General features: G+C 57.0%; 21 protein-coding genes and 1 tRNA gene. 11 read left to right on the top strand and 11 right to left on the bottom strand.

Annotation, left to right across the window (positions count from 1 at the left end):
• Nucleotides 1-52: 52 nt before the first annotated feature.
• Nucleotides 53-1,093, bottom strand: coding sequence for a hypothetical protein (locus AB0O97_RS14795; protein ID WP_363844245.1), 1,041 nt, complete (start codon nt 1,091-1,093; stop codon nt 53-55).
• 111 nt (nt 1,094-1,204) lie between these two features.
• Here AB0O97_RS14795 and AB0O97_RS14790 point away from each other — a divergent pair, with 111 nt between their 5' ends.
• Together AB0O97_RS14790 and AB0O97_RS14785 are read left to right on the top strand one after the other, a co-directional pair.
• Nucleotides 1,205-1,747 (top strand): peptidylprolyl isomerase, encoded by a 543-nt coding sequence (locus tag AB0O97_RS14790; protein WP_363844248.1) that lies wholly within the window; start codon nt 1,205-1,207, stop codon nt 1,745-1,747.
• A 96-nt stretch (nt 1,748-1,843) separates the two neighbouring features.
• Complete coding sequence (locus AB0O97_RS14785; RefSeq protein ID WP_363883712.1) at nt 1,844-2,707, top strand: rhomboid family intramembrane serine protease; 864 nt, start codon at nt 1,844-1,846, stop codon at nt 2,705-2,707.
• Between the two features lie 75 nt (nt 2,708-2,782).
• Here the strand turns inward: AB0O97_RS14785 and AB0O97_RS14780 are convergent, their stop codons facing one another.
• Complete coding sequence (locus AB0O97_RS14780; RefSeq protein ID WP_363844254.1) at nt 2,783-3,334, bottom strand: flavin reductase family protein; 552 nt, start codon at nt 3,332-3,334, stop codon at nt 2,783-2,785.
• Nucleotides 3,335-3,915: 581 nt separating this feature from the next.
• Between AB0O97_RS14780 and AB0O97_RS14775 the strand changes: the two genes are divergently transcribed.
• The 4 genes from AB0O97_RS14775 to AB0O97_RS14760 all read left to right on the top strand — a co-directional run bounded on the left by AB0O97_RS14775 (nt 3,916) and on the right by AB0O97_RS14760 (nt 7,890).
• Nucleotides 3,916-6,573 (top strand): LuxR C-terminal-related transcriptional regulator, encoded by a 2,658-nt coding sequence (locus tag AB0O97_RS14775; RefSeq protein ID WP_363883710.1) that lies wholly within the window; start codon nt 3,916-3,918, stop codon nt 6,571-6,573.
• A 75-nt stretch (nt 6,574-6,648) separates the two neighbouring features.
• Nucleotides 6,649-7,089, top strand: coding sequence for an isopeptide-forming domain-containing fimbrial protein (locus tag AB0O97_RS14770; protein ID WP_363883708.1), 441 nt, complete (start codon nt 6,649-6,651; stop codon nt 7,087-7,089).
• Between the two features lie 57 nt (nt 7,090-7,146).
• Nucleotides 7,147-7,299, top strand: a complete 153-nt coding sequence (locus AB0O97_RS14765; RefSeq protein WP_363883706.1) for a hypothetical protein — start codon at nt 7,147-7,149, stop codon at nt 7,297-7,299.
• A 312-nt stretch (nt 7,300-7,611) separates the two neighbouring features.
• Nucleotides 7,612-7,890, top strand: coding sequence for a hypothetical protein (locus tag AB0O97_RS14760; protein WP_363844260.1), 279 nt, complete (start codon nt 7,612-7,614; stop codon nt 7,888-7,890).
• Here the strand turns inward: AB0O97_RS14760 and AB0O97_RS14755 are convergent.
• The gene (locus AB0O97_RS14755) at nt 7,887-8,141 is read right to left on the bottom strand and encodes a cell division protein CrgA (protein WP_363883704.1); all 255 of its coding nucleotides are present in this window, start codon (nt 8,139-8,141) and stop codon (nt 7,887-7,889) included. The two genes, AB0O97_RS14760 and AB0O97_RS14755, sit on opposite strands and share 4 nt — an antisense overlap.
• A gap of 331 nt (nt 8,142-8,472) precedes the next feature.
• On the opposite strand from AB0O97_RS14755, the gene AB0O97_RS14750 reads away from it, so the two are divergent.
• Complete coding sequence (locus AB0O97_RS14750; RefSeq protein ID WP_363883769.1) at nt 8,473-9,189, top strand: class E sortase; 717 nt, start codon at nt 8,473-8,475, stop codon at nt 9,187-9,189.
• 168 nt (nt 9,190-9,357) lie between these two features.
• Nucleotides 9,358-9,996 carry a gamma-glutamyl-gamma-aminobutyrate hydrolase family protein gene (locus AB0O97_RS14745; RefSeq protein ID WP_363883767.1) on the top strand — a complete coding sequence of 213 codons (639 nt, stop codon included), beginning with the start codon at nt 9,358-9,360 and terminating at the stop codon, nt 9,994-9,996.
• A gap of 62 nt (nt 9,997-10,058) precedes the next feature.
• Here the strand turns inward: AB0O97_RS14745 and pknB are convergent, their stop codons facing one another.
• The 7 genes from pknB to AB0O97_RS14710 form a co-directional block, all read right to left on the bottom strand.
• Nucleotides 10,059-11,981 carry a Stk1 family PASTA domain-containing Ser/Thr kinase gene (gene pknB / locus AB0O97_RS14740; protein ID WP_363883702.1) on the bottom strand — a complete coding sequence of 641 codons (1,923 nt, stop codon included), beginning with the start codon at nt 11,979-11,981 and terminating at the stop codon, nt 10,059-10,061.
• Nucleotides 11,982-12,045: 64 nt separating this feature from the next.
• Complete coding sequence (locus AB0O97_RS14735; protein ID WP_363883700.1) at nt 12,046-13,845, bottom strand: protein kinase; 1,800 nt, start codon at nt 13,843-13,845, stop codon at nt 12,046-12,048.
• Complete coding sequence (locus AB0O97_RS14730; protein ID WP_363883698.1) at nt 13,842-15,296, bottom strand: penicillin-binding transpeptidase domain-containing protein; 1,455 nt, start codon at nt 15,294-15,296, stop codon at nt 13,842-13,844. The genes AB0O97_RS14735 and AB0O97_RS14730 overlap by 4 nt, the downstream gene beginning before the upstream one ends.
• On the bottom strand, nt 15,293-16,699 hold the full coding sequence (locus AB0O97_RS14725) for an FtsW/RodA/SpoVE family cell cycle protein (protein WP_363844275.1): 1,407 nt from the start codon (nt 16,697-16,699) through the stop codon (nt 15,293-15,295). Before AB0O97_RS14725 ends, AB0O97_RS14730 begins: the two co-directional genes overlap by 4 nt.
• Nucleotides 16,696-18,468 (bottom strand): protein phosphatase 2C domain-containing protein, encoded by a 1,773-nt coding sequence (locus AB0O97_RS14720; RefSeq protein WP_363883696.1) that lies wholly within the window; start codon nt 18,466-18,468, stop codon nt 16,696-16,698. The genes AB0O97_RS14725 and AB0O97_RS14720 overlap by 4 nt, the downstream gene beginning before the upstream one ends.
• Nucleotide 18,469: 1 nt before the next feature.
• Nucleotides 18,470-18,955 carry an FHA domain-containing protein gene (locus AB0O97_RS14715; protein ID WP_363844281.1) on the bottom strand — a complete coding sequence of 162 codons (486 nt, stop codon included), beginning with the start codon at nt 18,953-18,955 and terminating at the stop codon, nt 18,470-18,472.
• Nucleotides 18,952-19,767 (bottom strand): DUF3662 and FHA domain-containing protein, encoded by an 816-nt coding sequence (locus AB0O97_RS14710; RefSeq protein WP_363883694.1) that lies wholly within the window; start codon nt 19,765-19,767, stop codon nt 18,952-18,954. Before AB0O97_RS14710 ends, AB0O97_RS14715 begins: the two co-directional genes overlap by 4 nt.
• A gap of 387 nt (nt 19,768-20,154) precedes the next feature.
• Between AB0O97_RS14710 and AB0O97_RS14705 the strand changes: the two genes are divergently transcribed.
• From AB0O97_RS14705 to AB0O97_RS14695, 3 genes are all read left to right on the top strand, one after another.
• Nucleotides 20,155-20,237, top strand: a tRNA-Leu gene (locus AB0O97_RS14705).
• Between the two features lie 158 nt (nt 20,238-20,395).
• Nucleotides 20,396-20,533, top strand: a complete 138-nt coding sequence (locus AB0O97_RS14700; RefSeq protein ID WP_363844287.1) for a hypothetical protein — start codon at nt 20,396-20,398, stop codon at nt 20,531-20,533.
• 806 nt (nt 20,534-21,339) lie between these two features.
• Nucleotides 21,340-21,714, top strand: a complete 375-nt coding sequence (locus tag AB0O97_RS14695) for a phage holin family protein (RefSeq protein WP_363844290.1) — start codon at nt 21,340-21,342, stop codon at nt 21,712-21,714.
• Between the two features lie 215 nt (nt 21,715-21,929).
• Here the strand turns inward: AB0O97_RS14695 and AB0O97_RS14690 are convergent.
• Nucleotides 21,930-22,136, bottom strand: a 207-nt coding sequence (locus tag AB0O97_RS14690; RefSeq protein WP_363883692.1) for a hypothetical protein, incomplete at its 5' end; no start/stop codon positions are given.

The raw sequence follows: 22,136 nt of genomic DNA, 5'->3' as shown, positions 1-22,136 counted from the left end.
GTCCTCCTGCTTATTCTGCTTAGCGCTGTGCCTAGGGCTCAGTCACTAGCACTTAGTGCTTGGGGTCCCTCGGCTTCGGAGTTGCGTCGTTGGCAGCAGCCACAGCGGCGTCCTTGGCCTTCACGGCTGCATCCTTGGCATCGGTGGCAGCCTCGCCCAGATTTTCCTTGGCGGAGTCCACAGTGTCGGCGACCTTCTCGGAAGCGCCCTCAACCACGTCTTTGGCTTTCTCACCCACGGCGTCGGCGTCGGCGACGTCGGCAGCCTTGGAGGATACGGCGTCGTCCGCGGGAACGGGAGCCGGCACAGCAACGGGAGCCGGCGTGGCAACAGGGGCGGCGGGAGTAGCCGCGGGGGTAACAGGAGCCGGCGTCTGCCAGGGATCGGCCACCGGCTTGGACGCCTTCCACGCAGCAACACCAGCGGCAGTGGCGGCAACAACTACGCCCACGACAATCCAGCCACGACCCTTGCGCTTCTCTTTCTTGGCGGCCTTGCTCATCTCAGCGGCAAACTTCTTGGCAGCCTCGGCAGCAGCTTTTTCAGCCTGAGCCAAAGCCTTCTTGTTACCAGTCAGCTTGGCCGCAGCAATCTCGAGCTGATGCGCAACCTTGGACTTTTCGAGGGCAACTTCGACGGCGTGGGCGGCCTCGCCCAGCTTGTCCGACACGAGTGGGAAGAAATCATCCACTACCTTGTCCTTGGCGCTGGTGATGGCCGGAGCAGCCTTCTCCAAGGTTTCATGAAGGTGCGGGGTGGCTTCATCAACAGCATCTGAAATCCTAGGTGCCAACTTTTCCAGGCCCTCCTGAAGTTTCGGGGTCACGGCCGCAACGCCGTCGGCAGTGTACTGGGCAGCCTTGCGTAAACCGTCCTGAACAATGGGGGACGCCTGTTCAATACCTTTTTCAATGCGGGGAACAGCCCAATTAAGAGCCGCCTCAACGCGGGGAGCGGTCCAGTCCTTGGCGGTTTCTACATGCGGCGCAGCCCAATCGCGGGCAGTATCTACGCTGGTGTTCAATGAATCTTCCAATCCTTGGGTAAAGCGGTCGACCTTCTTCACGTTTCCTCCAGATGTCAGCAGTTTCATGATTTAGCCTACGTCTAGCGAGGCCCTGTTGCCATCACCTAACAGTTCGCCGGGCGCGGAATGCTTGTGTCTTGACAGAAATTTCCCATTTTCACATGACAGACTAACGCCATGACTGCTATCCCAACCGCAAAAGCAACTATCAGCACGAGCCTTGGCGACATTGAGGTAAACCTCTTTGGAAACCACGCTCCCAAGACCGTGGCAAACTTCGTTGGCCTGGCTACGGGCGCCATTGAATGGACGCACCCGGGCACCGGCGAGAAGACCAACGCCCCGTTGTACAACGGCACCATCTTCCACCGCATCATCAAGGACTTCATGATCCAGGCTGGCGATCCCTTGGGTCGCGGCATTGGCGGACCGGGCTACCAGTTCGACGACGAGATCAACCCCGACCTGAACTTCAACGAGCCCTACAAGTTCGCCATGGCTAACGCCGGCACCCAGGGCGGCCGCGGCACCAACGGTTCACAGTTCTTCATCACCACCGTGAACACCAGCTGGCTCCAGGGCAAGCACACCATCTTCGGTGACGTCACAGACGAGGCCTCCAAGGCTGTTGTTGACGCCATTGAAGGCGTTGCAACCGGTGCGGGCGACAAGCCGCGCGAAGACGTTGTCATCAACTCCGTCACCGTTGTAGAGCTCTAAACAGCGTTTACCCCTTCTGGCTTTGGTTGCCGGTCGCCTTCATGGGCGTCCGGCAACCAAAGCCTTCCTTATATATCTCTTATTAGGATCTGTTTCATGAGTTCTGCCTATCCGGTCCCGGAATCCTCCACTGGCGCCCCCGTCTGTCCACGGCACCCCGATCGGGTTTCCTATGTGAGCTGTCAGCGGTGCGGGCGGCCGGCGTGCCCGGACTGTCAGCGCAGTGCTGCTGTGGGGATCCAATGCCTGGACTGTGTCAAGGTGGCAGCGAAGTCTGTCCCGTCCCGCAGAACTATTTTTGGTGGCGTGGCCCGTGCCGGAAGGCCCGCCGTGACCATCACCATGATGGCCATTTGTGTAGCCATGTACGCCTTGGATCTGGCGATTCCCAAGGACTTCATTTTCCAGAACTTCGCCTACGCCCCGTTCTTCACGGAAACGGAACCGTGGCGGATGGTGACATCAGCCTTCTTGCACTCAACAAACCTGATGCACATCGCCTTCAACATGTATGCACTGTGGATTTTGGGTAACGCCCTAGAACCTGCCTTTGGCCGAGTACGTTTTCTCGCCGTCTACCTGGTGAGCGCGTTCGCAGGATCCGTGGGTGTCCTCTTGCTTTCGCCCATCGACACTGTGGTTGTGGGTGCTTCCGGCGCCGTCTTCGGTTTGTTCGGCGCCCTGTTCGTGGTGCAGAAAAAGCGCGGCGGAGATCTGCGCCAAATCCTTGTGCTGCTGGCCATCAACGCAGCCATTGGATTCATCATCCCCAACATTGCCTGGCAGGCCCACTTGGGTGGTTTGATCGCCGGCGCACTCTGCACCGCAGCCATTGCCTACGCCCCCGCGAAGAACCGCAATCTGGTGCAGTGGGGCGGAATTGCCGCGGTGACAGTAATACTTCTTGCCCTGACCGTGTACAAGGTATCCACCTTCCCCGCCTTCACCCTCGTCAGCTAACGTTCGACGGCGCGCGGCCCGCCCTGCACTGAGCTGCTTGCGTGCCGAGCAGCCGGGTTGGGCACCTCGGCTGCGCTAGGGCTTGAGCCGGCGGTAGTCTCCGCCGTAGTGGATCAACGGTGACAACTCCCGGGCCCACTGAGCGTCTTCCCCCATGGAGACGATATTTCCTACCACCAGCAGGTGCGTCGCAGCCTCATGGATGGCCGTCGTTTCCACTTCAAAGCAGGCCAAAGCCCCTGCCATAATGGCGTTGCCCGTGACAGGCCCACGCCTGAAATCAATCTGGTTCAACAGTCCCTCTATTGGCGTGCCCGGACTGGCCAGCCAATTCGCCTGTGACTTCTGTTCTGCGGTTAACAGGGACAAAGCCCAGGATCCTGATTCGGCAACCGCCAAGGCAATCCGGGATTCGGCGTAGAGGCTGACCAACAATGTCGGAGGGTCATAGGACACTGACAGGTAAGCGCTCACTGTCGCTGCATGGTCACGGTTACGGAGTCGGGTGCTGATAATGGCCACCGAGCCAGCTTGTTCTGCACTGAGCCTGCGATATTCATCGATCGATTCTTGTGAGAGACGCTGTGGGAAAACTCTGTGCATATCGAAGGGATCAGGTAGTTCCATAGCCCTATCGTCGCACGTATCCACAGTTATCCACATAGATGTCCACACGTGGGCATAACTTACAGAGCTGTAGTTCGAGTATCTTTGAAGCTCTAGAACATAAGGTTATCCCCACGGTTATCCACATTGGATATAAGTTACACACATGTCATTCCACAGCTGTGGATTACTTTTCTGACAGCGTTCAGGGCTTGTCTGGTCAAAATCAGCAGAAAGTTATCCACTTCTGTGGATAACTTTGTGAACAACTATGGATAACCCAGGTTTCGAAAACAGCTTGTGGATAGTTCGAAGAAGTTGTCCACGTTGGTGGATAAGCCTGTGGGTTGTGGGAAAAAGTTATCCACAGTGTGGAGAACTCTGGGGATAGTGGACGATCCGCTATTTACAAGGCCCGCTTAGTCTGCGAGAATTCACGGTTCCGGCCGTAATTTAGGCGACGCGTCGACACATGGGATCCCGGGTACTTAGACTAAGGGCAGTGTCTCTGGTCTTGGTCTGGAGCAAGGTAGTACGCGGCCCGTCATAGGGCCGCTAAATGGCAGTGCCGGATGGGCTGGTGCTGCATGAAATGGGGATGAGTGGCCCGACGCGCAAAGGCTGGGGATATTGTTCTCCAGCTGAGGAAGAGCACTTCACGGGGGGTGCTGATCGTTGGTGCCCGCGGTGCAGGGAAAACCTGGATGCTGGCCCAGATTCTGGATGAGCTTGGCCCGGAATCCAGCACTATTAGACTTTCCGCTAGCAAAGCCCTGGCCGCAATTCCTTTGGGAGCCGTCAACGCCCGGGTGGGTGCCAACGCGGTCCGCAGTAGTGACTACTATGAGGTCCTCAATGGCCTGCTTGAGCAAATTCACGCAGCAACTGCGACTTGTACGCGCGTGTTCTTGATGGTCGATAATTCCGAGTATCTGGATAGCCAAAGTGCAGCCGTCATCATGCAAGTAGTTATGTCATCGGAAGTGAAGCTCATTGTGGTCGACCAACACGGTAGCCACAACAGCCAGTTGCGGGAGCTGTGGCGTGACGGCCACTTGATTCGATTCGAACTGGGACCGCTGCAAACAGACGACGTACGCGAAATGCTCGAGAAAGAACTCGGCGGACAAATTGCCGGTCCCGCCATCAACTATTTAACGAGCCGCTCGGCAGGAAACGCTTTGGTTCTCAAGGGGCTCATAGCAGGCGCCCAAGAAGAAGGTTCGCTGCGCAACGTCAACGGTGTGTGGATTTTGGACCACCCCGGCGACAAGCTGAGCTCAGAGTCCTGGGAATTCATGCAGATGGACCTGGCGCATTTGCCGGCCGATTCACGCATGATCATTGATATTTTGGCGTTGGCCGGTACTTTGCCACTAGATACAATTTTGGAGCTGTCCAGTGTTCAAGCGGTGGATGACATTCAGCAGCGTGAACTGGTGGTTATTGTCCCGGGCCCTGTCTTGAGAATGCAGCTATCCCGTCCAGCCACGGCAGCATCCATTCGAGCCATGGTTCCCCTCGGACGCAGTCGGCAACTGCTGAAGGAAGTTTCAAAAGCACTGCCAATCACGAATCAATCTTCGCCGTTAGAAATTACCAACATCACGCGGTGGACTCTGGATTGTGGCCTTCCCATCGAAGACGACCAGCTCCTTAGAGCAGCGGTTTTCGCCAATCAGCTGATGCGGCCAGCGGCGGCATTGCAATTTTGCAGTATGCCGGTTCAATCAGAATATGTGGCGGCACTGTTGGCGGAAAAAGCCGTGGCACTGTTGAACCAAAACCAAGTAGTGGAAGCCCGCAGCCAAGCCCGGCGCGCGTTCGAGATGGCAACTACTCCGGAAGCAGCAGCCAGCGCCCTGAGAGCAGTTCACGTGAGTCACTTTGCAGAACTGGACTATGAGGAGCAGGTCACCCGCGTGTTGGAGCAATTTCAACACCGTTTTGGCATAGTTTCCGTGCACACGGCCACCACCCGGGCGCAGATTGATGTCCTGATGGTGATGGCCAAACGGGATGTGACCCTTGGGAATGTTGAGGCGGCCCAGACCATTATCGAAGAAATCCAGCAACACCCCTTGACTGACAACGTCAGCGACAGAGTGCTTTTGAAGGCACTTTTGGCTGAAGTTTTCTGTGCCACGGGAAGAATGAGTCAAGCCGTGGTACTGGCTGGCGAGGTTTTTGCGGAGTTGGAGCGGCCCGAGGGCTTTCCCCGACCCGATGTTTCTTTGCTGGCCTACACCCGTTCTGTGGCCGCCCTCATCTACGACGGCGACTGGGACCTTGTGCGTGCGGCCTTGCAACCGGAGATATTCGTCAATACAGATCTGATGTTGGCTTCTGGAGGACTGCGCGATCTTGCTGCCGCAACGATGGCCTGTCGGCGCGGCCATTTTGAAGAGTCCCTGCCTGCCCTGCGGTCTGCGTCTGTAGCATTGGCTGATTATGATCCATGGTCGGTACTACCCACTGCGTTAGGACTGTTGGCTTATTCCCTGGTCATGCAAGGGGATTTGGTAGGTTCTCAAGAGCAACTCTCGCAATTGGCGCTGCTGAACCGCCGCAGTGGAAAATTTCATGAGCTTGAAGCATCCGCCTACGCGGCGGCCGCGCAGGTCATGACAGGGCAACGTGAAATGGGGCTTGCTAGGTTGCGCAGTCTGCAGCGTGAATGCCGGACGCGGGGTTTGGTGGGGATCGAGATGACTGTGCTCTCTCTGCTGATGCGTGTTGGTGACAGCACTGCCGTGCCCCGGTTGTCGGAAGTTGCGGCAATGGTGGATTCCGGAAGCAAGGAGTTTTTCCTTGAATGGTCCAATGCTTTGGGTTCACAAAACCCGGCAGATCTAGACCGGGCCAGCATCGTGGCCATGAAGTACGGTTTTGATCTGGTTGCCGTTGAACTGGCAACTCATGCTCTGAACAAATTCCATGACAGCGGCAAGGTCCACAGGAGCAGAAAGACCGCCAGCAAGGTGGTGGCCATGCGCGAGCAGATGCCAGGGCTGGTATCTCCGGTGTTCAACGCCATCGAAGCCCCCAAGATGACGCGTCGGGAGCACCAGATAGCGCTCTTGGTTGCCCAAGGCGAATCTAACAATTCCATTGCCACCAGGCTCCACGTTTCTTTGCGCACAATTGAAGGCCACCTATACCGGACGTTCATCAAGCTGGATATCCAATCCAGGGAACAACTAGCCTCTTTGATGAATGGTGAAGAGCCTCAACAACTGACCGACTCTTACTACTCGTAAAGACCCCGATTTCAACCACTCGCAAGTGCCACGCTTTCAACCTTCACCGTCCCGACGGATGGCACCAAGGTATTAGTGACGGCGGCTAACCCGATCACGCGCTCCTACGGAGAGTTCAGCGTCAGCAAGAGCAGTGACCTTGTTAGTGGTTCACAGCTCAAGATCGGCCAGAAGGTCACGTATACGTTGACTGCGGTCAACACCTCAGAGGTTCCTGTACATGATGCGGTCCTCAGCGATGACCTCTCGAGCGTACTGGCAGCAACCTCCCTGGTAGACAATCTCCAGCAGACACAAGGTAGCCCCAGCATTGAGGGCCAGCTGCTTTCCTGGGATCTGGGCACATTGGCGGCAGGGGAAACACAAACCCTGACGTACACAGTCCAAGTCAATGAGGGCAGTGAGAGTAAGACCATCACCAACATGGTCTTGGGATCGGCGGATGTGCCGCCCACATCCTGTGTGGCAGCAGTTCCCGCCGCGCGGAGCATGGAGAGCGCGGGGCAAACGCCGTAGGCCTAGGCAACGTGCGGCACTACTCACACAGTGGTTCCGCCTACGGTGCCGCCGACCGTGACCCCTACGGTGCCGCCGACACCGGTTGCGCCGCCGCTGGCATCAATTGGCGTCTCCGGGCTGTGGTTCCTTGGCCTTGGAACGCTGTTGCTGGCAGGCGGGGTGGGCGTTATTGTCACCAACCGCCGGCGTGAACAAAGAACTCTCTAGTGCTTTCGTAGCACTAGAGGACTGCCGGCAACTAAGTCCCCCAGCTGGCTGCCGGTAAGGAGAAACATCAAGACCCTGCCATCCCCCGGCAGGGGCCTTGATGTGTCTTGGCTGTTCTTTGTGAACAGGTTTGTGAACAGGTTTGTGAACAAGTCTGTGTAGGGGGCAGTGATTCAGACTCCGTGGGTGTGCTCGAGCAGTGCCCGCGCTGCCCTGTCCAGAACTGCGACACAAGACTAAAATTGGACTAAAGGCGGCACCCCCACTCCAGCTGGCGAGAGCTGCTGGTGCTATGAAAGGTAGGTCAGCACCATGTCAAAGCAGGAAGGTAACCACGGGCGCTACGTGCAGGGTTCCTACGGCAAGGCCGGTTCTGAGGCAGAGCACAGCACAGAGGATTCTGAAGGCCGCTACGTTGAAGGTGACTACGGGCAGGCAGGTACCGAAGAAGCGGAGCTTGAGAGTGAGCGTGGAAGGTTCGTTGAAGCCGACTACGGCACGGCCGGAGACGTACCGGGCCGTGCCGCAGAGGATCCCCGTGGCCGCTACATTCAAAGCGATCCGGGCGAAGAGAAAAAGTCTGAAAGCTAGCTGCGCCAGCGGGTGGTCATCATGAACCCGGCCAGTGCAATGGCAAAGCCAATGGCGATGTTCCAGTTGTGGATGTTGGGGATGGGGAACTTCCCGTCCGAGATGTAGTAGGTGATGATCCAGAATAAGCCTACGAGCATCAAGGTCACCATGACGGGAAGGAACCACACGGCATTGGGTTTCTGTGTCTTACTAGAAGGCGTTTGAGCCGGACCTTTGGTGGGATGGCGACGCGATTTTGACTCAGGCACAGAAGCTCCTTGACATTGTGATCGCTGAAAACGACCACCTCGGTGGGGGTGGACTGTCCATTGCCTGTGATGTTGCTGGGGAATTGTTCCAAGGCCCTGAACTGCCGGTATTGTTGACGTAATTCTAGCTGTATTTAACGCAGCTGCAGATTGCATGACATTACCGCTCAACTTCAGTCAGGAGACCCGCGTGGTTCGATCGCCTAACCATGTCGAATCAGCTGTGGGTGTTGACGATCTCATCACCGATAACGAGAAGATACGTACCAGGAACAAGCGTGCTGCCCGGCGCCAAAAGGCTCAGCGTCCCAAGCAAGGTTTCTTCCGCACCCTGATCCAAGTCCTGGGCGAGCTGCTTATTACCTGTGGCGTTATCTTGCTGCTATTCGTGGTGTGGGAACTGTGGTGGACCAATATTGAGGCTAATTCCGCCCAGCAAGCCGCCGTCTCCCAGTTTGCACAGGACTTTCAAGGTCCGGTGACGCCTCCGCCTGCGGACGCACCGCCCGTAGATTATGGAGATCCTAAGGTGATGGCCGCGCCTGATCAAGGAAGCACAGTGTTCGGAGTGGTCTACATTCCCCGCTTTGGCGCAACGTACAGCAGGCCGCTGGTGGAAGGCACCGCCCCGGCACAGTTGGATACCCTCGGTTTGGGCCGCTACGACAGCGCCGTCATGCCGGGCGGGGTTGGAAACTTTGCCGTGGCCGGTCACCGGCAAACTCACGGCGCGGTTCTTGACGCCGTCCACACCTTGGTTCCCGGAGACAAAATCTACGTTCAGACCAAGGACGGCTACTACACCTACGTGTTCCGGAACAACCAAATTGTCATGCCAAACCGGGCCGACGTCCTTGCTGCCGTCCCCACCCAACCGGATGCCACACCCACTGATCGTTTTATGACCATGACCAGTTGTAATCCCCGCTTCGGCGCGGAAGAGCGGATTATCAGCTACTCGCTGTTGGAGTCCTGGCAGCCGGCCAGCGCCGGCCCGCCAGCAGAGATTGCCGCCCAAGTTGCGGCGAACCAGAACGGGAAAGGCTGAGTATGTACGGCTGGATTTTTAGAAACCTCCCGGGGCCCTTGTGGTTCCGCATCATCACAACGATCCTTTTCCTGGCAGCAGCCGTCCTAGTGTTGATGCAGTTCGTCTTCCCATGGCTCTCCCAATTCAACCCTCTGAATGACTCAACGATTGGTGGTGGAGTCTGACATGGCAGTGCGGATTCTTGTCATAGATAACTACGACAGCTTTGTCTACACCCTGGTTGGCTATCTGCAACAACTAGGAGCTGAGACCACAGTTGTGCGCAATGACGACGTCACCTTGGCAGAAGCTGTGGAGTTGGCTGGCACGCGCGACGGCGTACTGGTCTCCCCCGGTCCCGGCACGCCCGCAGAAGCTGGTGTGTGTATCGAATTGATCAAGTGGTGCGGAAGCAACAACAAGCCCATGTTGGGCGTCTGCCTCGGCCATCAGGCGTTGGCTGAAGCTTATGGTGGTGTGGTCACGCACGCAGAGCAGCTCATGCACGGCAAGACCAGCGAGGTCCATCATCACGGCGCCAGCGTGTTTGCTGGCCTGCCCAGCCCTGTCACAGCCACTCGCTATCACTCGCTTTCCGCTGTTCCGGATAGCATTCCTGAGGTCCTTGAGGTCACGGCAGAAACGGCCGACGGCGTGATCATGGGTTTGGCGCATAAGGGCGCACCTCTGTGCGGGGTCCAGTTCCATCCAGAGTCTGTGCTCACCGAAGGTGGTTACACCATGTTGGGTAACTGGCTGGAATCACTGGGCCTGACAGGTGCTGCCGCTAAGGCTGCCACACTGAGCCCACTCATCAACAGCTAGACCCCACTCCAGTAGCCACGGCTAGATCCAAGTAGACCTGGCTAGCCACAGCAACGGCCAGACTAGGGCTTCTTGGGTGTTTTCGTGGGGTCTGGTTCCGCCGGGGCTGATTCGGTCTGTTTGGGTGTTGGGGTAGGTGTGGGGGTCGGGGTAGGTTCCTCTGGCTCCGGTGCTTTGGCCAAAGTAACCACAACAGTTGTCCGCTGTGCCACGTCCGTGCCGGCCTGAATGGACTGCCCTGTCACCATACCCGGGGTGACGACAGAGTTCTCAGATTCCTCAAACGTCACCTCCAGATGCTCCGAGACCTTCTTCAAAGCAGCCGTCACGGTTTCCTTCACCAGCGCAGGGTCCTTAGTTAGGTCGAACAATGATGGCATCGATACCTGGCCTGTGGAAACCTTGATGGTGACGCTGGTGCCTACGGGGACTTTCTCTCCCGGAGCAGGGTCGGTGGTAACTACCAGATTGGCCCCTACGGAGCCGTCATTGACCAGATCGGTGGAACGGATGAGTAAGCCAAGATCAATCAGATCCTGACGCACATCGCCCTCGGTCCTACCGGTCACTGCCGCGGGGATTTGTACTTCGGAAGGTCCCTTGGATACAAATACCTCTACGGAGGTGCCCAATTCGGTGACGATACCAGCCTCGGGATCCGTGCGAATCACATCTCCCTTGTCCACTTCAGTGGAGAACTCTTCGGTGCTGCGCGGGTCCATGCCCAAGTTTTTCAAGCGGAACATTGCGTCGTCTTTAGCCATTCCGGCCAAGGCCGGAATGGTTTCCTGCGCAACAGCAGCAGGTGCTTGGTTCAACATGTTGTATCCCAGCACTGCCCCACCGCCGAGCATGATCGCCAACAGGACAAAGAGCGTCACCATCCAGGCTCGACGGCGGCGCTTGACGGCAGGAGCCACGTCCTCTGGTTCTTCCGGAACCACTTCCTCAGTGGTTAACGCTCCCCCCGCCATAACCTTGGCCATGGCGCGACTGGAGGGGCCGGCGTCGTGCAGCTCCTGTAGGGGGGTTGAGGCAATGGTGTCAGCAACCGTGGCGATCACTGTGGTCTGGTTCGCCTCGGCATGGGCCGGCTGATCGTGTCCGGGAGGTGGCATGACGCCCGCCCCGGCCGCACGGAGAGCGCGGCGGAAGGAAGCGGCATCCTGAAAACGCTGTTGCCTATCCTTCTGGAGTGCACGCATGAGTAAAGCATCTAAGGCAGGTGTCAGGGCTGTGTTGAAGGTACTCGGTGCGGGGGGCAGCTCACGCACATGCTGGTAGGCCACGGAGACGGGCGAGTCACCCGTGAACGGCGGCCGTCCAGCCAGCATTTCATAGAGCAGGCAACCTGCAGAATAAAGGTCGCTGCGTGCGTCGACACTTTCTCCGCGTGCTTGTTCCGGCGACAAATATTGGGCGGTGCCCATGACAGTCTGCGTCTGAGTCATAGTGGCTGCAGAGTCGGAGATGCTCCGTGCGATGCCAAAGTCCATGACCTTGACCTGTCCCAGAACACCATGTTCGTCCTCGGTCACCATGACATTGGCAGGCTTGATGTCGCGGTGGACAATGCCCGCTCGGTGACTGTAATCCAGGGCAGCCAGAACGCCCATAGAGTACTCCAAGGCTTGCTCTATGGTGATGTTCTTGGCGCGGATCAGATCTCGCAGCGTCTTGCCATGAACATATTCCATGACAATGTAGGGCACATGTGCACCATCGCCGGGATGGTCACCGGAGACGTGTTCGCCCGTGTCATAAACGGCGACGATGGCAGGGTGGTTTAGGCCCGCCACAGCCTGGGCCTCCCTACGGAAACGAGCCTGTAGCTGCGAATCACGCGCCACATCGGCGCGTAGCAGTTTAATCGCCACAGTCCGGCCCAAACGAATGTCCTGAGCCTTGTACACATCAGCCATGCCGCCACGGCCTAACAATTCCCCAATCTCATACCTGTCATTGAGGACGCGCGGAATACTCATGAGTACCAGTCAGTCCTTTCTGAGGACGGTAAATTTCGGGGTTTCTTGGCGGGCAAGTCCACTGCTACGGCTTCGGCGTCGGTTCTTCCGACGCCGGCGTCGGAGTTTCCTGTACTGCCGGACCACTAGAGACGTAGTAGGTCACCTGTGATTGCAGCTCTACCTGAGTTCCAGCGACAGGGTTGACAATGATGACATTGCCCTGGGGCACGCTGTCCGAGGCTTGTTCGAGACGGTTGGGGATCAACTGGGCGGCAACGAGGGCCTGATCATAGGCATCACCGGTTTGCCCAGCAAATGAAGGTACCGCTGTGGTTTGCGGTTTCTCGGGACCCTTGGAGACGGTAACCGTGATGGTGGTACCAAGAGGCTGCGCCCCGGTAGGGCTTACTGAGATGACTATTCCTTCAGCATCCCTATCGCTGAACTCATCAACGCGGTTAACCCCAAGCTTCTGACTTATCAGCGTTTGTTCAACCTCTGCGAAGGGTTTTCCTGCTAGTGCACTGTTGATCACATCAACCGTTTCGGGTGCTTCCGTGGTGGGTGGCAGCGACTCCTCGGTTGGCGAAGGTGCCGCAGACGTGGTCGGGGGCGTCGAACTCGGAGGTGTAGAGGCGGTTGATGAGTTCGACTCCGTGGGAACAGGTGTTCCCCCAAAGAAGTTAGTGTTCTGCAACAACAATGCACCGACGGCAAAGACCAGCAAAACAATCAAGCCGACCATGGGCCAGGTCCACGGGCTGCGGCCCTTCTTGGCTGGTTCCGCAGGCGGCACAAAGTCATCGTCCGAATCTGCGACCGCAGGGTTGTCCTGCTCTGCCTGCCAGGCTCGCTCCGCACCAAGAATCTCAGCTCGGGTGGGAGCCGCGGGAGCATCTTCGACGTCTTCAGAGATCGTGGGAAGCGCCGTGGTACTAGGTTCGGCGACACTGGTGACCACGGAAGTGGCAGCCGTTGCGTCGATGTCCACGGGAGCTGTGATGGGGCCGGTGGTGGCTTCGAAAAGCAACATTCCCGGGACGGCAGCATGTGCGGCCTTGATGTCACCGGCACGAATGGCCTCGGCGGCCTCACTGAGCTTCAAAGCATTGGCCGGACGGTTGGCAGGTTCCTTGGCCAGCATGGACATCAGAAGTGCCCGCACCGGTGTCGGTAAGGTATCGGGCAGCGGCGGAGGAGCGTCGTTGACCTGTGCCAGGGCAATGGCAATCTGGGATTCGCCCGAGAATGGACGGTGTCCGGTAATGCACTCATAACCTATGATGCCAAGCGAATATATGTCACTCGAGCCGGTGGCGATCTGACCAGTGGCCTGTTCCGGGGCCAAGTACTGGGCTGTGCCCATGACCTGTCCGGTCTGGGTCAAGGGGACCTGATCGGCCAGGCGGGCAATGCCAAAGTCGGTGATCTTGACCTTACCCTCAGGAGTAATGAGCAAGTTGCCAGGCTTCACATCACGGTGGACCAGGCCTTGAGCGTGTGCCACTGCCAGTGCACGAGCCGTCTGGGCAATCATGGACAAAGTCCAGTCAGCCGAGAGCACACGTTCACGCTCGATCATGGTGGAGAGCGGTTCGCCAGGAACCAGTTCCATGACGAGGTAGGCGGAGCCATCCTCTTCGCCGTAGTCAAAGACGTTGGCAATACCCTCATGGTTGAGCAGGGCTGTGTGTTTGGCCTCTGCCCGGAACCGGGCGCGGAAGCCCGGATCGCCTGTGTACTCATCCTTGAGGATCTTGATGGCAACAATACGACCCAGAACCTGATCCTGCGCCTTCCATACCTCGCCCATGCCGCCAATGGCAATGCGTGATGTGAGTTGGAACCTGCCGCCTAAGGTGATACCAGAAATAGGCCTCACTTGTTCAACACCGCCTTGAAGAGTTTGCTTGCATTGGGACTTGTAAGTTGTGCGCCGGTGGCAACATCCACCTTGGGCATGACGATGGTGACCACCACTTGGGGATCATCGGCCGGAGCGAATCCGGTAAACCATGCGTTGTTCAATCCATCTCCAAGTTCTGCGGTTCCTGTTTTGCCGGCGACCTTGACGCCAGGGACGCCCGCAGCTGTAGCAATGCCATTGTCAACCACGCTGACCATCCAATCCTTGATTTGGGAGGCGATCTCCGGCGTCGTGGATTGACGCAGAACCTCCGGCGTGAGGCTAGAAACAGTCTTGAGATCGGGAGTCCGCACCGTCTTGACGAGATTGGGGGCCATCTGCTGGCCACCATTTGCAATGGCTGCAGTCATCATGGAGATCTGCAACGGTGTTGCAACGACATTCAGCTGGCCAATGGCGCTCTGGGCTAAAGCCGCGTCATCAAGCTTGCCTTGACTGCCTGGGAAGCGGCTGGTCTCCACCGCAGAAGGGAAGGAAAGCGAGTTGTCATTGAAGCCGAACTTTTCGGCTTGGGCTGTTATGGCGTCCTGGCCGAGATCCAAGGCAATACTGGCAAAGGGCGTATTGCACGAGTTCTCCAACGCGAAGGTGAAGGAAGCTTTGTCCTTGGTGTAGCACTGGCCGTAGGCGTAGTTGGGCAGTGCGTAGTCCATGCCCGGGAACGTTAACTCAGCCGGGTTGGGAAGCATGCTGTCTTTGTTATATTTTCCGGATTCAAGGGCCGCTGCGGTATCGATGATCTTGAAGACCGAGCCTGGCGCGTAAACCTGTGTGAAGGCCGATGAGCCAGCCAGGTTGATGCCGGGAACCTTTACCAATTCCGCCATGGAGGCATCAAAGGCCGTTTTATCGTGGGTGGCCATCAAGTTGGTGTCGTATGTGGGTTTGGAGGCCATGGCGATGATGGCGCCAGTCTTCGGATTTTGCACCACGATGGATCCGCCGATGCCATCGGGGATCATGTCCAGTGCCAGTTTCTGAATTTCAGAATCAATGGTGAGCTCTACGGAGCGACCCTGAGGTTGCTCGCCCGTGAAGATCTGGGAGATGCGCTCGAAGAGGGCATCATCAGATTTACCTGTTAGCTCCGCACTCATATCCGCTTCAATACCGTATTGTCCGGACCATTTGCTGAAGAAGCCGGTGAGGCCGGCATACAACAGAGGATCGTTGTACGTTCGCTGATACTTACAGTCCGTGTTTGTGGCAACAGATTCCGCAATGGCCTGACCGTCAACAAGGATGGGCCCCCTGGCGCTGCAGAAGCTCTTCACGAGTTGCCGCTGATTGCTGGGGTTTTTATTGAGGGCGTCCACGGCAAAAAACTGCACATAAGAGACTGAACCAAAAAGCAGTGCGAACAAGGCGATGGCCACTATCCAGGAATTACGAATCGCAGCATTCATGGTGAGGGCACCTCCTTTTGGGTCTTAACTTGGGTCTTATCGATATGGGGCGTTGGATCGTTGGTGGCAGACAATGTAGAGACATCAATGGGTCGCCGTGCTGCATCGGAAATCTTCAGGATCAAGGCAACGATGATCCAGTTTGCTAGCAGTGATGACCCGCCGGCCGCTAGGAACGGCGTTGTGAGGCCGGTTAGCGGAATGAGGCGGGTTACGCCGCCAATGATGACGAAACACTGCAAGGCCACGGCGAAGGACAGCCCCACTGCCAGCAGTTTTCCAAAAGCATCTCGGGTGCCCAACGCGGCTCGGAATCCACGAGCAATCAACAGTGCGTACAGGCAGAGGATCGCGAAGAGCCCAATCAATCCAAGTTCTTCGCCAATGACTGCAATGATCATGTCGCTATTGGCCACAGGCAGTGCATCGGGTGAACCCTGACCGAAGCCGGTACCGATGAGGCCACCGTTGGCTAGGCCAAACAACCCCTCGACAACTTGGAAGCTTCCGTAAGGAGCGCCAATATATGCGGGGTCAAAAGCATTCACCCACACATCAATGCGTCGAGCTACGTGCGGGAAAATCTGGTACGCGGCAAAGCCGCCTACAGCTATCAGAGCCACACCAATAAGTATCCAGCTAACTCGGCTGGTAGCCACATAGATCATGACCATGAACAAGCCAAAGAACAGGATTGAGGAACCCAGATCCCGCTGGAATACCAAGACGCCAACGCTGGCAAGCCACGCCACGATCATCGGCGCAAGATCTTGCACTCGCGGGAGCTGGAGTGGGCCGATCTTCTTTCCTGCAAGGAGGATCAGATCTCGGTTGGAGGAAAGATACCCGGCAAAGAATATAGCCAGTGTGATCTTGGCAATTTCGCCTGGTTGGAAGGTGAAGGGGCCAATGGAAATCCATACCGTGGCGCCGAAAACACTACCCGCCGAAATGCCTGGGACGAGTGGCAGGATGAGGAGGACCACTGAGACCAGCAAGGAGATGTAGGTGTATCGGCGTAGGATCCGGTGATCGCGCAACACCCAGATCACGGTGATCGCCGCCACCACGGCAAGGCTGGTCCACATCCATTGGCGGGTGGCGGCAGTGTCGCCGGAGGTGATGTCCAGCCGGTGAATCACAGCCAGCCCCAAACCATTCAGGGCCACCACCACGGGCAATATTACCGGATCGGCATATTTAGCCTTGAAACGCAGAACAACGTGGAATGCGATGGCCAGGGTGGTCAGAATAGCGATCTGTGTATAGAAATCGTTGTCAAAAGTCCGGCCTAGATTCAAGTTGACCAGTGCCGTAGCCATGGCTGACATGGCAAGGGCCAGAACCAACAAGAGAAGTTCCGTATTGCGGCGAGGTTTAGCCACAGTCAATAGTTGACTCATTGTCCATCACCAGGAATGCAGGTAGGTTGCGCCGGTGACGGAGCAACGGCAGTTGCTGATGGGCTGGGACTTGCGCTACCGCTGGGAGTGGCACTAGGTGTGGGTGTAGCACTTGCCGTTGCCGTTGCCGTTGCAGTCCCAGTCACCGTTGCGGCGGGTGTGGTTGGCGGCGAGGATTCCAACAGCTCACAGGGCGGCAGGCTTGTCCCCGTACCCAACTGCAGATCGCTAATGATCTGTTCGGCATCGCTTAGAGTACGTGCTGGCATGGTTGATGCCACCAACTGCTGTGAATAGGCGGGCAGAGACGTAACTTTCACTTGGGTTTCCCGGTGCAATTCTGAGAGCGAGATAGGTCCGAGGGATTGTGAGACACCTTGGAAAATCGCCACGTTCCCGTTGTTGACGCCCACAAAGTACTGGGTCTGGGTCCATGCATATGCAGCCCATGAGCCCGCAACGATGGCTAGGGCTACCAAGAATCCTACGATCGCCAATACCAGTGGGCGTTGGCGCAGCCTAGGCAGCGACTCTTCTGTGTCTTCTACGACGGTGGGCTCTGCTGCGGGTTTGTGGGTAAGTACCGTTGCCGCGCGATGTGAGGACTGCGCCTTTGTCAGAAGCGGTATCCGGCCATCAGTTGCTGCCGTTACCGCAGCCCCCACGAGTTCATGCTTGCGTGTTTGAAGTTCTTTGCGGATGGCAGCTGCGCGAATGTGAGTATCCAGTGAATCCGACGTGTCGCCGTGACTCTCACCTGGTTCAGTCAACTCTGCGGGCTCACTAAGCTGAACGGGTTCCGAGGCAGCCTCTGTCGGGTCAGTTGACGGAGCTGGCGAAGAATCTTCTGAGGGATCAAGAAGGGCTGCTTGTTCGTCACCGTCGACGGGGGCAGCGGAAGCCGCCGCGGCCGCGAGAGGAGGGGCTCCAGCGTCGTAAGCTTCTGGGCTCTGCTCCACGGCCCGCTGCTTAGTATCATCCGAGGCCAGGGCGTCCACCTCTACGGCTTCCAACGCCGCGGTTTGCGTCTCCTCCGGATTGGATTCAACAATGTCGAAAACAACAACGGTGACGTTATCGGGGGAACCGGCCGCCAATGTCAACTCAATGAGGGTGTCCGCGGCACTCGATAGGGACTTGGTGTGGCGGATGACCTCTTCGACCATGGCGGGACGGACAAAGTTCAGGCCGTCGGAGCATAGGAGCCAGCGTTCACCAGGCGTGGCGTCAAAGTACTTCAGATCAAGCTCAGGGGAGGCATCCACGTCGCCGAGGACACGCATCAAAACGTTCTTGTGGGGGTGAACTTCAGCCTCGGCCTCGGTCATGCGGCCTTCGTCGATCATGCGCTGGACGAAGGTGTGATCGGTGCTCAGCTGTTCAAAAACGCCATCCTTGAGGCGGTAGGCACGAGAATCGCCAATATGCGCATAAGCCAATCGGTTCCCGGAGAGCAGCAGAGCCGTCACCGTTGTGCCCATACCTGCTAATTTTGGGTTCACATGAACTAGCTCTGACAGCAGTGAATTGGCGGTTTGAATCTCATCAGCGAGGTGCGCGCCGGCGTCGTCATTGTGGTGGTTGTGATCTAGATGCACCAGATCCAGAACCGTGGAAGCGCTGGCAACATCGCCGCCCGCATGGCCGCCCATACCGTCAGCAACAACTGCCAGATGCTCGCCAGCGTAGGCGGAATCATCATTTTTGGCGCGGACAAGGCCTACATGGGACCTAGCTGCGTAGCGCAGTATTAGCGGGTATTCGGCCATGTCACGGCCTCAATTCGATGACCGTTTTGCCGATCCGCACAGGAACCCCGAGTTCCACGGGGAGGGCACGCGTCAACGCAGTGCCGCCAAGGAATGTTCCATTGGTGGAGCCGAGGTCTTCAATGAACCACCGGGTGCCTTGGGGGAACAAGCGCGCATGGCGTCCCGACGCGTAATCATCCTCGAGCACCAAGGTTGCCTCTTGAGCGCGACCCAAAAGAATAGGGGTTCCACTGAGTTCCAACGTGGTACCTGTTAGCGGCCCCTCGGTGACAACCAGTTGGCGGGCCTGGGCTTTTGGTGGGGGCGCCGTTTCAACCAGTTCCGGGTGTTTACGGGCCTGCCGGGCTGTTGGTTCGCCCACTTTGGCCTTACGGCCAATGACCAAGTCTCGGCGCATGGCTGCAACGACACTGAAAACCATGACCCACATCAGGAGCAGGAAACCGAAGCGCAAGATGGTGACTACAAGAGTCATATCGTTCATCGCTGACCACCGCCGCGTCGAGGCAAAATACGGAAAATAATTTCAGTGCGACCCATTTTGATCGTGGATCCGTTGTGCAGTTCGGTGCTCCCCTGCACACGCCGGCCATCTACATAGCTGCCGTTGGTCGAGCCAAGGTCCACGGCGGTGTTGGAGCCCTCTTCACAGCGGATTTCCAGGTGCTTTCGCGAAACGCCAGTGTCATCGATGAGAATGTCCGCTTCGGAGGAGCGGCCCAAAATAATGGAGTTAGCATTCAGGGCATAGCGCTGTCCGTCGATGTCCACAACGGGCTGGCCCTGTGCCGGGGGCGCCTGGCGCTTGTACACAGGTGTGGCCTGAGCGGGGGGTTGGCTAGCGGCAGGTTGAGCGTTGCCGGGCTCTTGGCGTGGCCGTACAGGTGGGTGGGCAGGGCTTTGTAGAACTTGAGAGCCTGTACTGTTTTCCTTCTCGGTGGAGGAAACAATCTCAAACTGTCCCGGGCGCAGGTCCTCGAGGTGGTTGAATGCCACCCGTACCGGGCCTTGGAGCACATAGCCTTGGCTGCGCGCGTGGTTAATGACCACATCGCACAGTTCTTCAGCGAGGGTCACACCCCATGAACGTGCCCGTTCGAAGTCAGCATCTCCCAGCTCAATATTAAAAACATTGGGAGCCAGTGTCCGGCCGGCATCCAACGTCATCGCCTTGTCGTCAAGTTCCCGACGAAGAGCGCTTGCCACTTCAACCGGCTGCAACGATTTGGAGCCTAGGGAGAAGGCGCCACGTACTGCCTTTTCAATGCCTTTTTCAACGTTGTCAAACAATCCCATATGCTCTCCTCTCTTTCTATGTTGCGGTGGCAAGGGTGATGCCCTAAATTCTTTGGAACCGCTGCGCTACGGAGAGCGCAACTTGAACGCCGTCCGCGCTGCGGGCAACCAGGTTCAAAGTTGATACTACTGCCGGAGTCTTGGAATATCCCCATTAGTTGGCTCGGATGTGGCAAATTTCCTACCTGGGCATGATGCTGTCAAAACTTTTTTACACAGCATAACTTCCGCGTCAGTTGGCGGAAATACGCCTGTTCAGTGGGCCATTTTGCAGTGTTCAACGGCTCTTAGCGGGGCTCGTTTAGGTGAATCGGCGCGATGTCCTATATGCTTGATCTCGCTGTTCCACTGAGAGTCGAAAGACAAACCCGGTGGATAGCGAAAAACGCGCGAGTGGCGGAACGGCAGACGCGCTGGCTTCAGGTGCCAGTGTCCGAAAGGGCGTGGGGGTTCAAATCCCCCCTCGCGCACGTTTTTGAAAAGCCCCGGTGGAACCAATGGTTCCACCGGGGCTTTTTCGTGCCCAGATCTGGGTGGGTTCGGGGGTTAGCGGGGGGTTAGCGGCCAAAATGTGTGTACAGCCCGGGCATGTCAGTGGCTTCTTCCGCCCCATCCCGTTTGGATCCCGTTGCAGCATTGGTTGCTCAAGGCGGTGTTGTGGCGGATTGGCAAGATGGGCTCCGCAGTTACTGATGTGGTCTTCATCGACGCCTTCCTGTATGTCCCGTTGGACGTAACCAGCGTAAGTACTGCCCTGATGATGTAGTGCCCTGGTAAGTGGCACCTGTGGGACGCGATCCATCGCCAGGTGCTCAGCCGTTTGAAGGATTTGGATGGGCCGACATGAGCACTGCTGGAAGGTTGATTCCGCTCTGGACGGATCATTCTTCATATGTTCCTGGGTACACGCACCCCACTTTGGTCTGTCTCTTGGGAACCGTCACGCTCTTGGGAACCGTCGCCCCGCATGCTTTCAAAGCATGTTTACACCCCTACGGCACGCATAAGCACTGGACAAAACGGCAATTCTATACAGACGTTCTGGCCACTAACCCGGCCTTGTACGGAATGCTCCGAGTACGTAGCGGCTGGGTGTTCTCTCTATGTATGTGTCGGCCATAACGGTCTCCTAGGGGGTCTCCGCTAGCCAAGCGTGATGGCCGGGATAGCACTTGGCCCGAAGAACCACTGTGGTGACCCGCGGTTATGGCCGGGTAAATCGCTATATCCGTAACTGTCCTATGGATTGACGGAGGACTTCATAAGGGCGCCGGGATGGACATCGGACACAAACAGGAGCGGGACACTACTTGAGTGCAGTAGCCGCGGTCGCACTATATACAAGGACGATCCCAGCGCGAACTAGATAAAGCTGACTCTGATACCTATATATGGAGACGAGTAGAGGCGTAGGTCCACAGAGGGTTCCCATCCGGCGGAGTGTTTTGCTGGCGGACTACGTGCCGTTTGACGTGTTGCTCCTATGAACACATAGGTCGGAACCACTTCCCCGCTGGCTGTGATCAGGACTCGACTCATGAGATCAAGGAATTCGAGGCATAGGATCGGAACATGAAGAACCTCATGATTCGCATCGGTGTCCAATTAGGCAGTTCAGCTGTCGCAATTATTCTTGCCGCACTAATCCTGCATGGCTTTACTTTGCACGTTGGTGGGCTACTGACCGCCGTCGTTGTCTTTACGATTGCACAATCACTTCTCGAGGGCTTCGTCTCAAAGCTGGCCACCAAGTACACACCAGCCCTTGCCGGCCTCGCATCACTTGTTTCCACCTGGTTGGCGTTGATCATTGCCAGCATGCCATTCGGGGGCATCAGGATCCATGGATTCTTCACGTGGATCTTGGCGGCACTTGTCATCTGGGCCGTCACGGGGCTCTGTGCCGTACTGGTTCCAAAGTATGTACTGAAGAGCGCTACCAGGTAGTGGCAAAAATGTCGCAACGACGGACCAGTCGAAGTGCATCCCGGCGGTAGCTATGCATCGGAATACATGACCAGCGGCTGATCGAGCGGTGGATTTGCATAGATGCGAAACGGGGTGTATTGTTTTTCGAGTTGCCCCGGTTGATGGGGGAACGAAAATCCCGAGTTTATGTGGCCGGTTTTGCCGGTCTATTTCTCATGTTTTGATGGTGTTGTTCACTGTTTAGTGGATTTGCGTTGTTGAAAGAGTTCGGGTAAGCTTGAAAAGTTGCCTCGGCACTGATCGTCATGGATTGTTTGTTGGTTTGTGGTGTGTTGGCTGGGTGTGGTTGTTGTTTGAGAACTCAATAGTGTGCCAAGTTTTATTGATACCAATTTATTTATATTGAATTGGTTATTTGGTTGTGTGTTGCCGCCCCTGTG

The organism is Specibacter sp. NPDC078692 (assembly GCF_040686835.1).
Taxonomy (GTDB): domain Bacteria; phylum Actinomycetota; class Actinomycetes; order Actinomycetales; family Micrococcaceae; genus Specibacter.
Note: the sequence above shows the minus strand (reverse complement) of the source record. Positions and strands in the feature narration are given on the sequence as shown.

Coding starts and splice junctions, on each gene's coding strand:
- pknB (WP_363883702.1), bottom strand. CDS start 11,981: ATGAGTATTCCGCGCGTCCTCAATGACAGGTATGAGATTGGGGAATTG.
- AB0O97_RS14795 (WP_363844245.1), bottom strand. CDS start 1,093: ATGAAACTGCTGACATCTGGAGGAAACGTGAAGAAGGTCGACCGCTTT.
- AB0O97_RS14780 (WP_363844254.1), bottom strand. CDS start 3,334: ATGGAACTACCTGATCCCTTCGATATGCACAGAGTTTTCCCACAGCGT.
- AB0O97_RS14760 (WP_363844260.1), top strand. CDS start 7,612: ATGTCAAAGCAGGAAGGTAACCACGGGCGCTACGTGCAGGGTTCCTAC.
- AB0O97_RS14730 (WP_363883698.1), bottom strand. CDS start 15,296: ATGAATGCTGCGATTCGTAATTCCTGGATAGTGGCCATCGCCTTGTTC.
- AB0O97_RS14720 (WP_363883696.1), bottom strand. CDS start 18,468: ATGGCCGAATACCCGCTAATACTGCGCTACGCAGCTAGGTCCCATGTA.
- AB0O97_RS14695 (WP_363844290.1), top strand. CDS start 21,340: ATGAAGAACCTCATGATTCGCATCGGTGTCCAATTAGGCAGTTCAGCT.
- AB0O97_RS14725 (WP_363844275.1), bottom strand. CDS start 16,699: ATGAGTCAACTATTGACTGTGGCTAAACCTCGCCGCAATACGGAACTT.
- AB0O97_RS14715 (WP_363844281.1), bottom strand. CDS start 18,955: ATGAACGATATGACTCTTGTAGTCACCATCTTGCGCTTCGGTTTCCTG.
- AB0O97_RS14790 (WP_363844248.1), top strand. CDS start 1,205: ATGACTGCTATCCCAACCGCAAAAGCAACTATCAGCACGAGCCTTGGC.
- AB0O97_RS14710 (WP_363883694.1), bottom strand. CDS start 19,767: ATGGGATTGTTTGACAACGTTGAAAAAGGCATTGAAAAGGCAGTACGT.
- AB0O97_RS14745 (WP_363883767.1), top strand. CDS start 9,358: ATGGCAGTGCGGATTCTTGTCATAGATAACTACGACAGCTTTGTCTAC.
- AB0O97_RS14785 (WP_363883712.1), top strand. CDS start 1,844: ATGAGTTCTGCCTATCCGGTCCCGGAATCCTCCACTGGCGCCCCCGTC.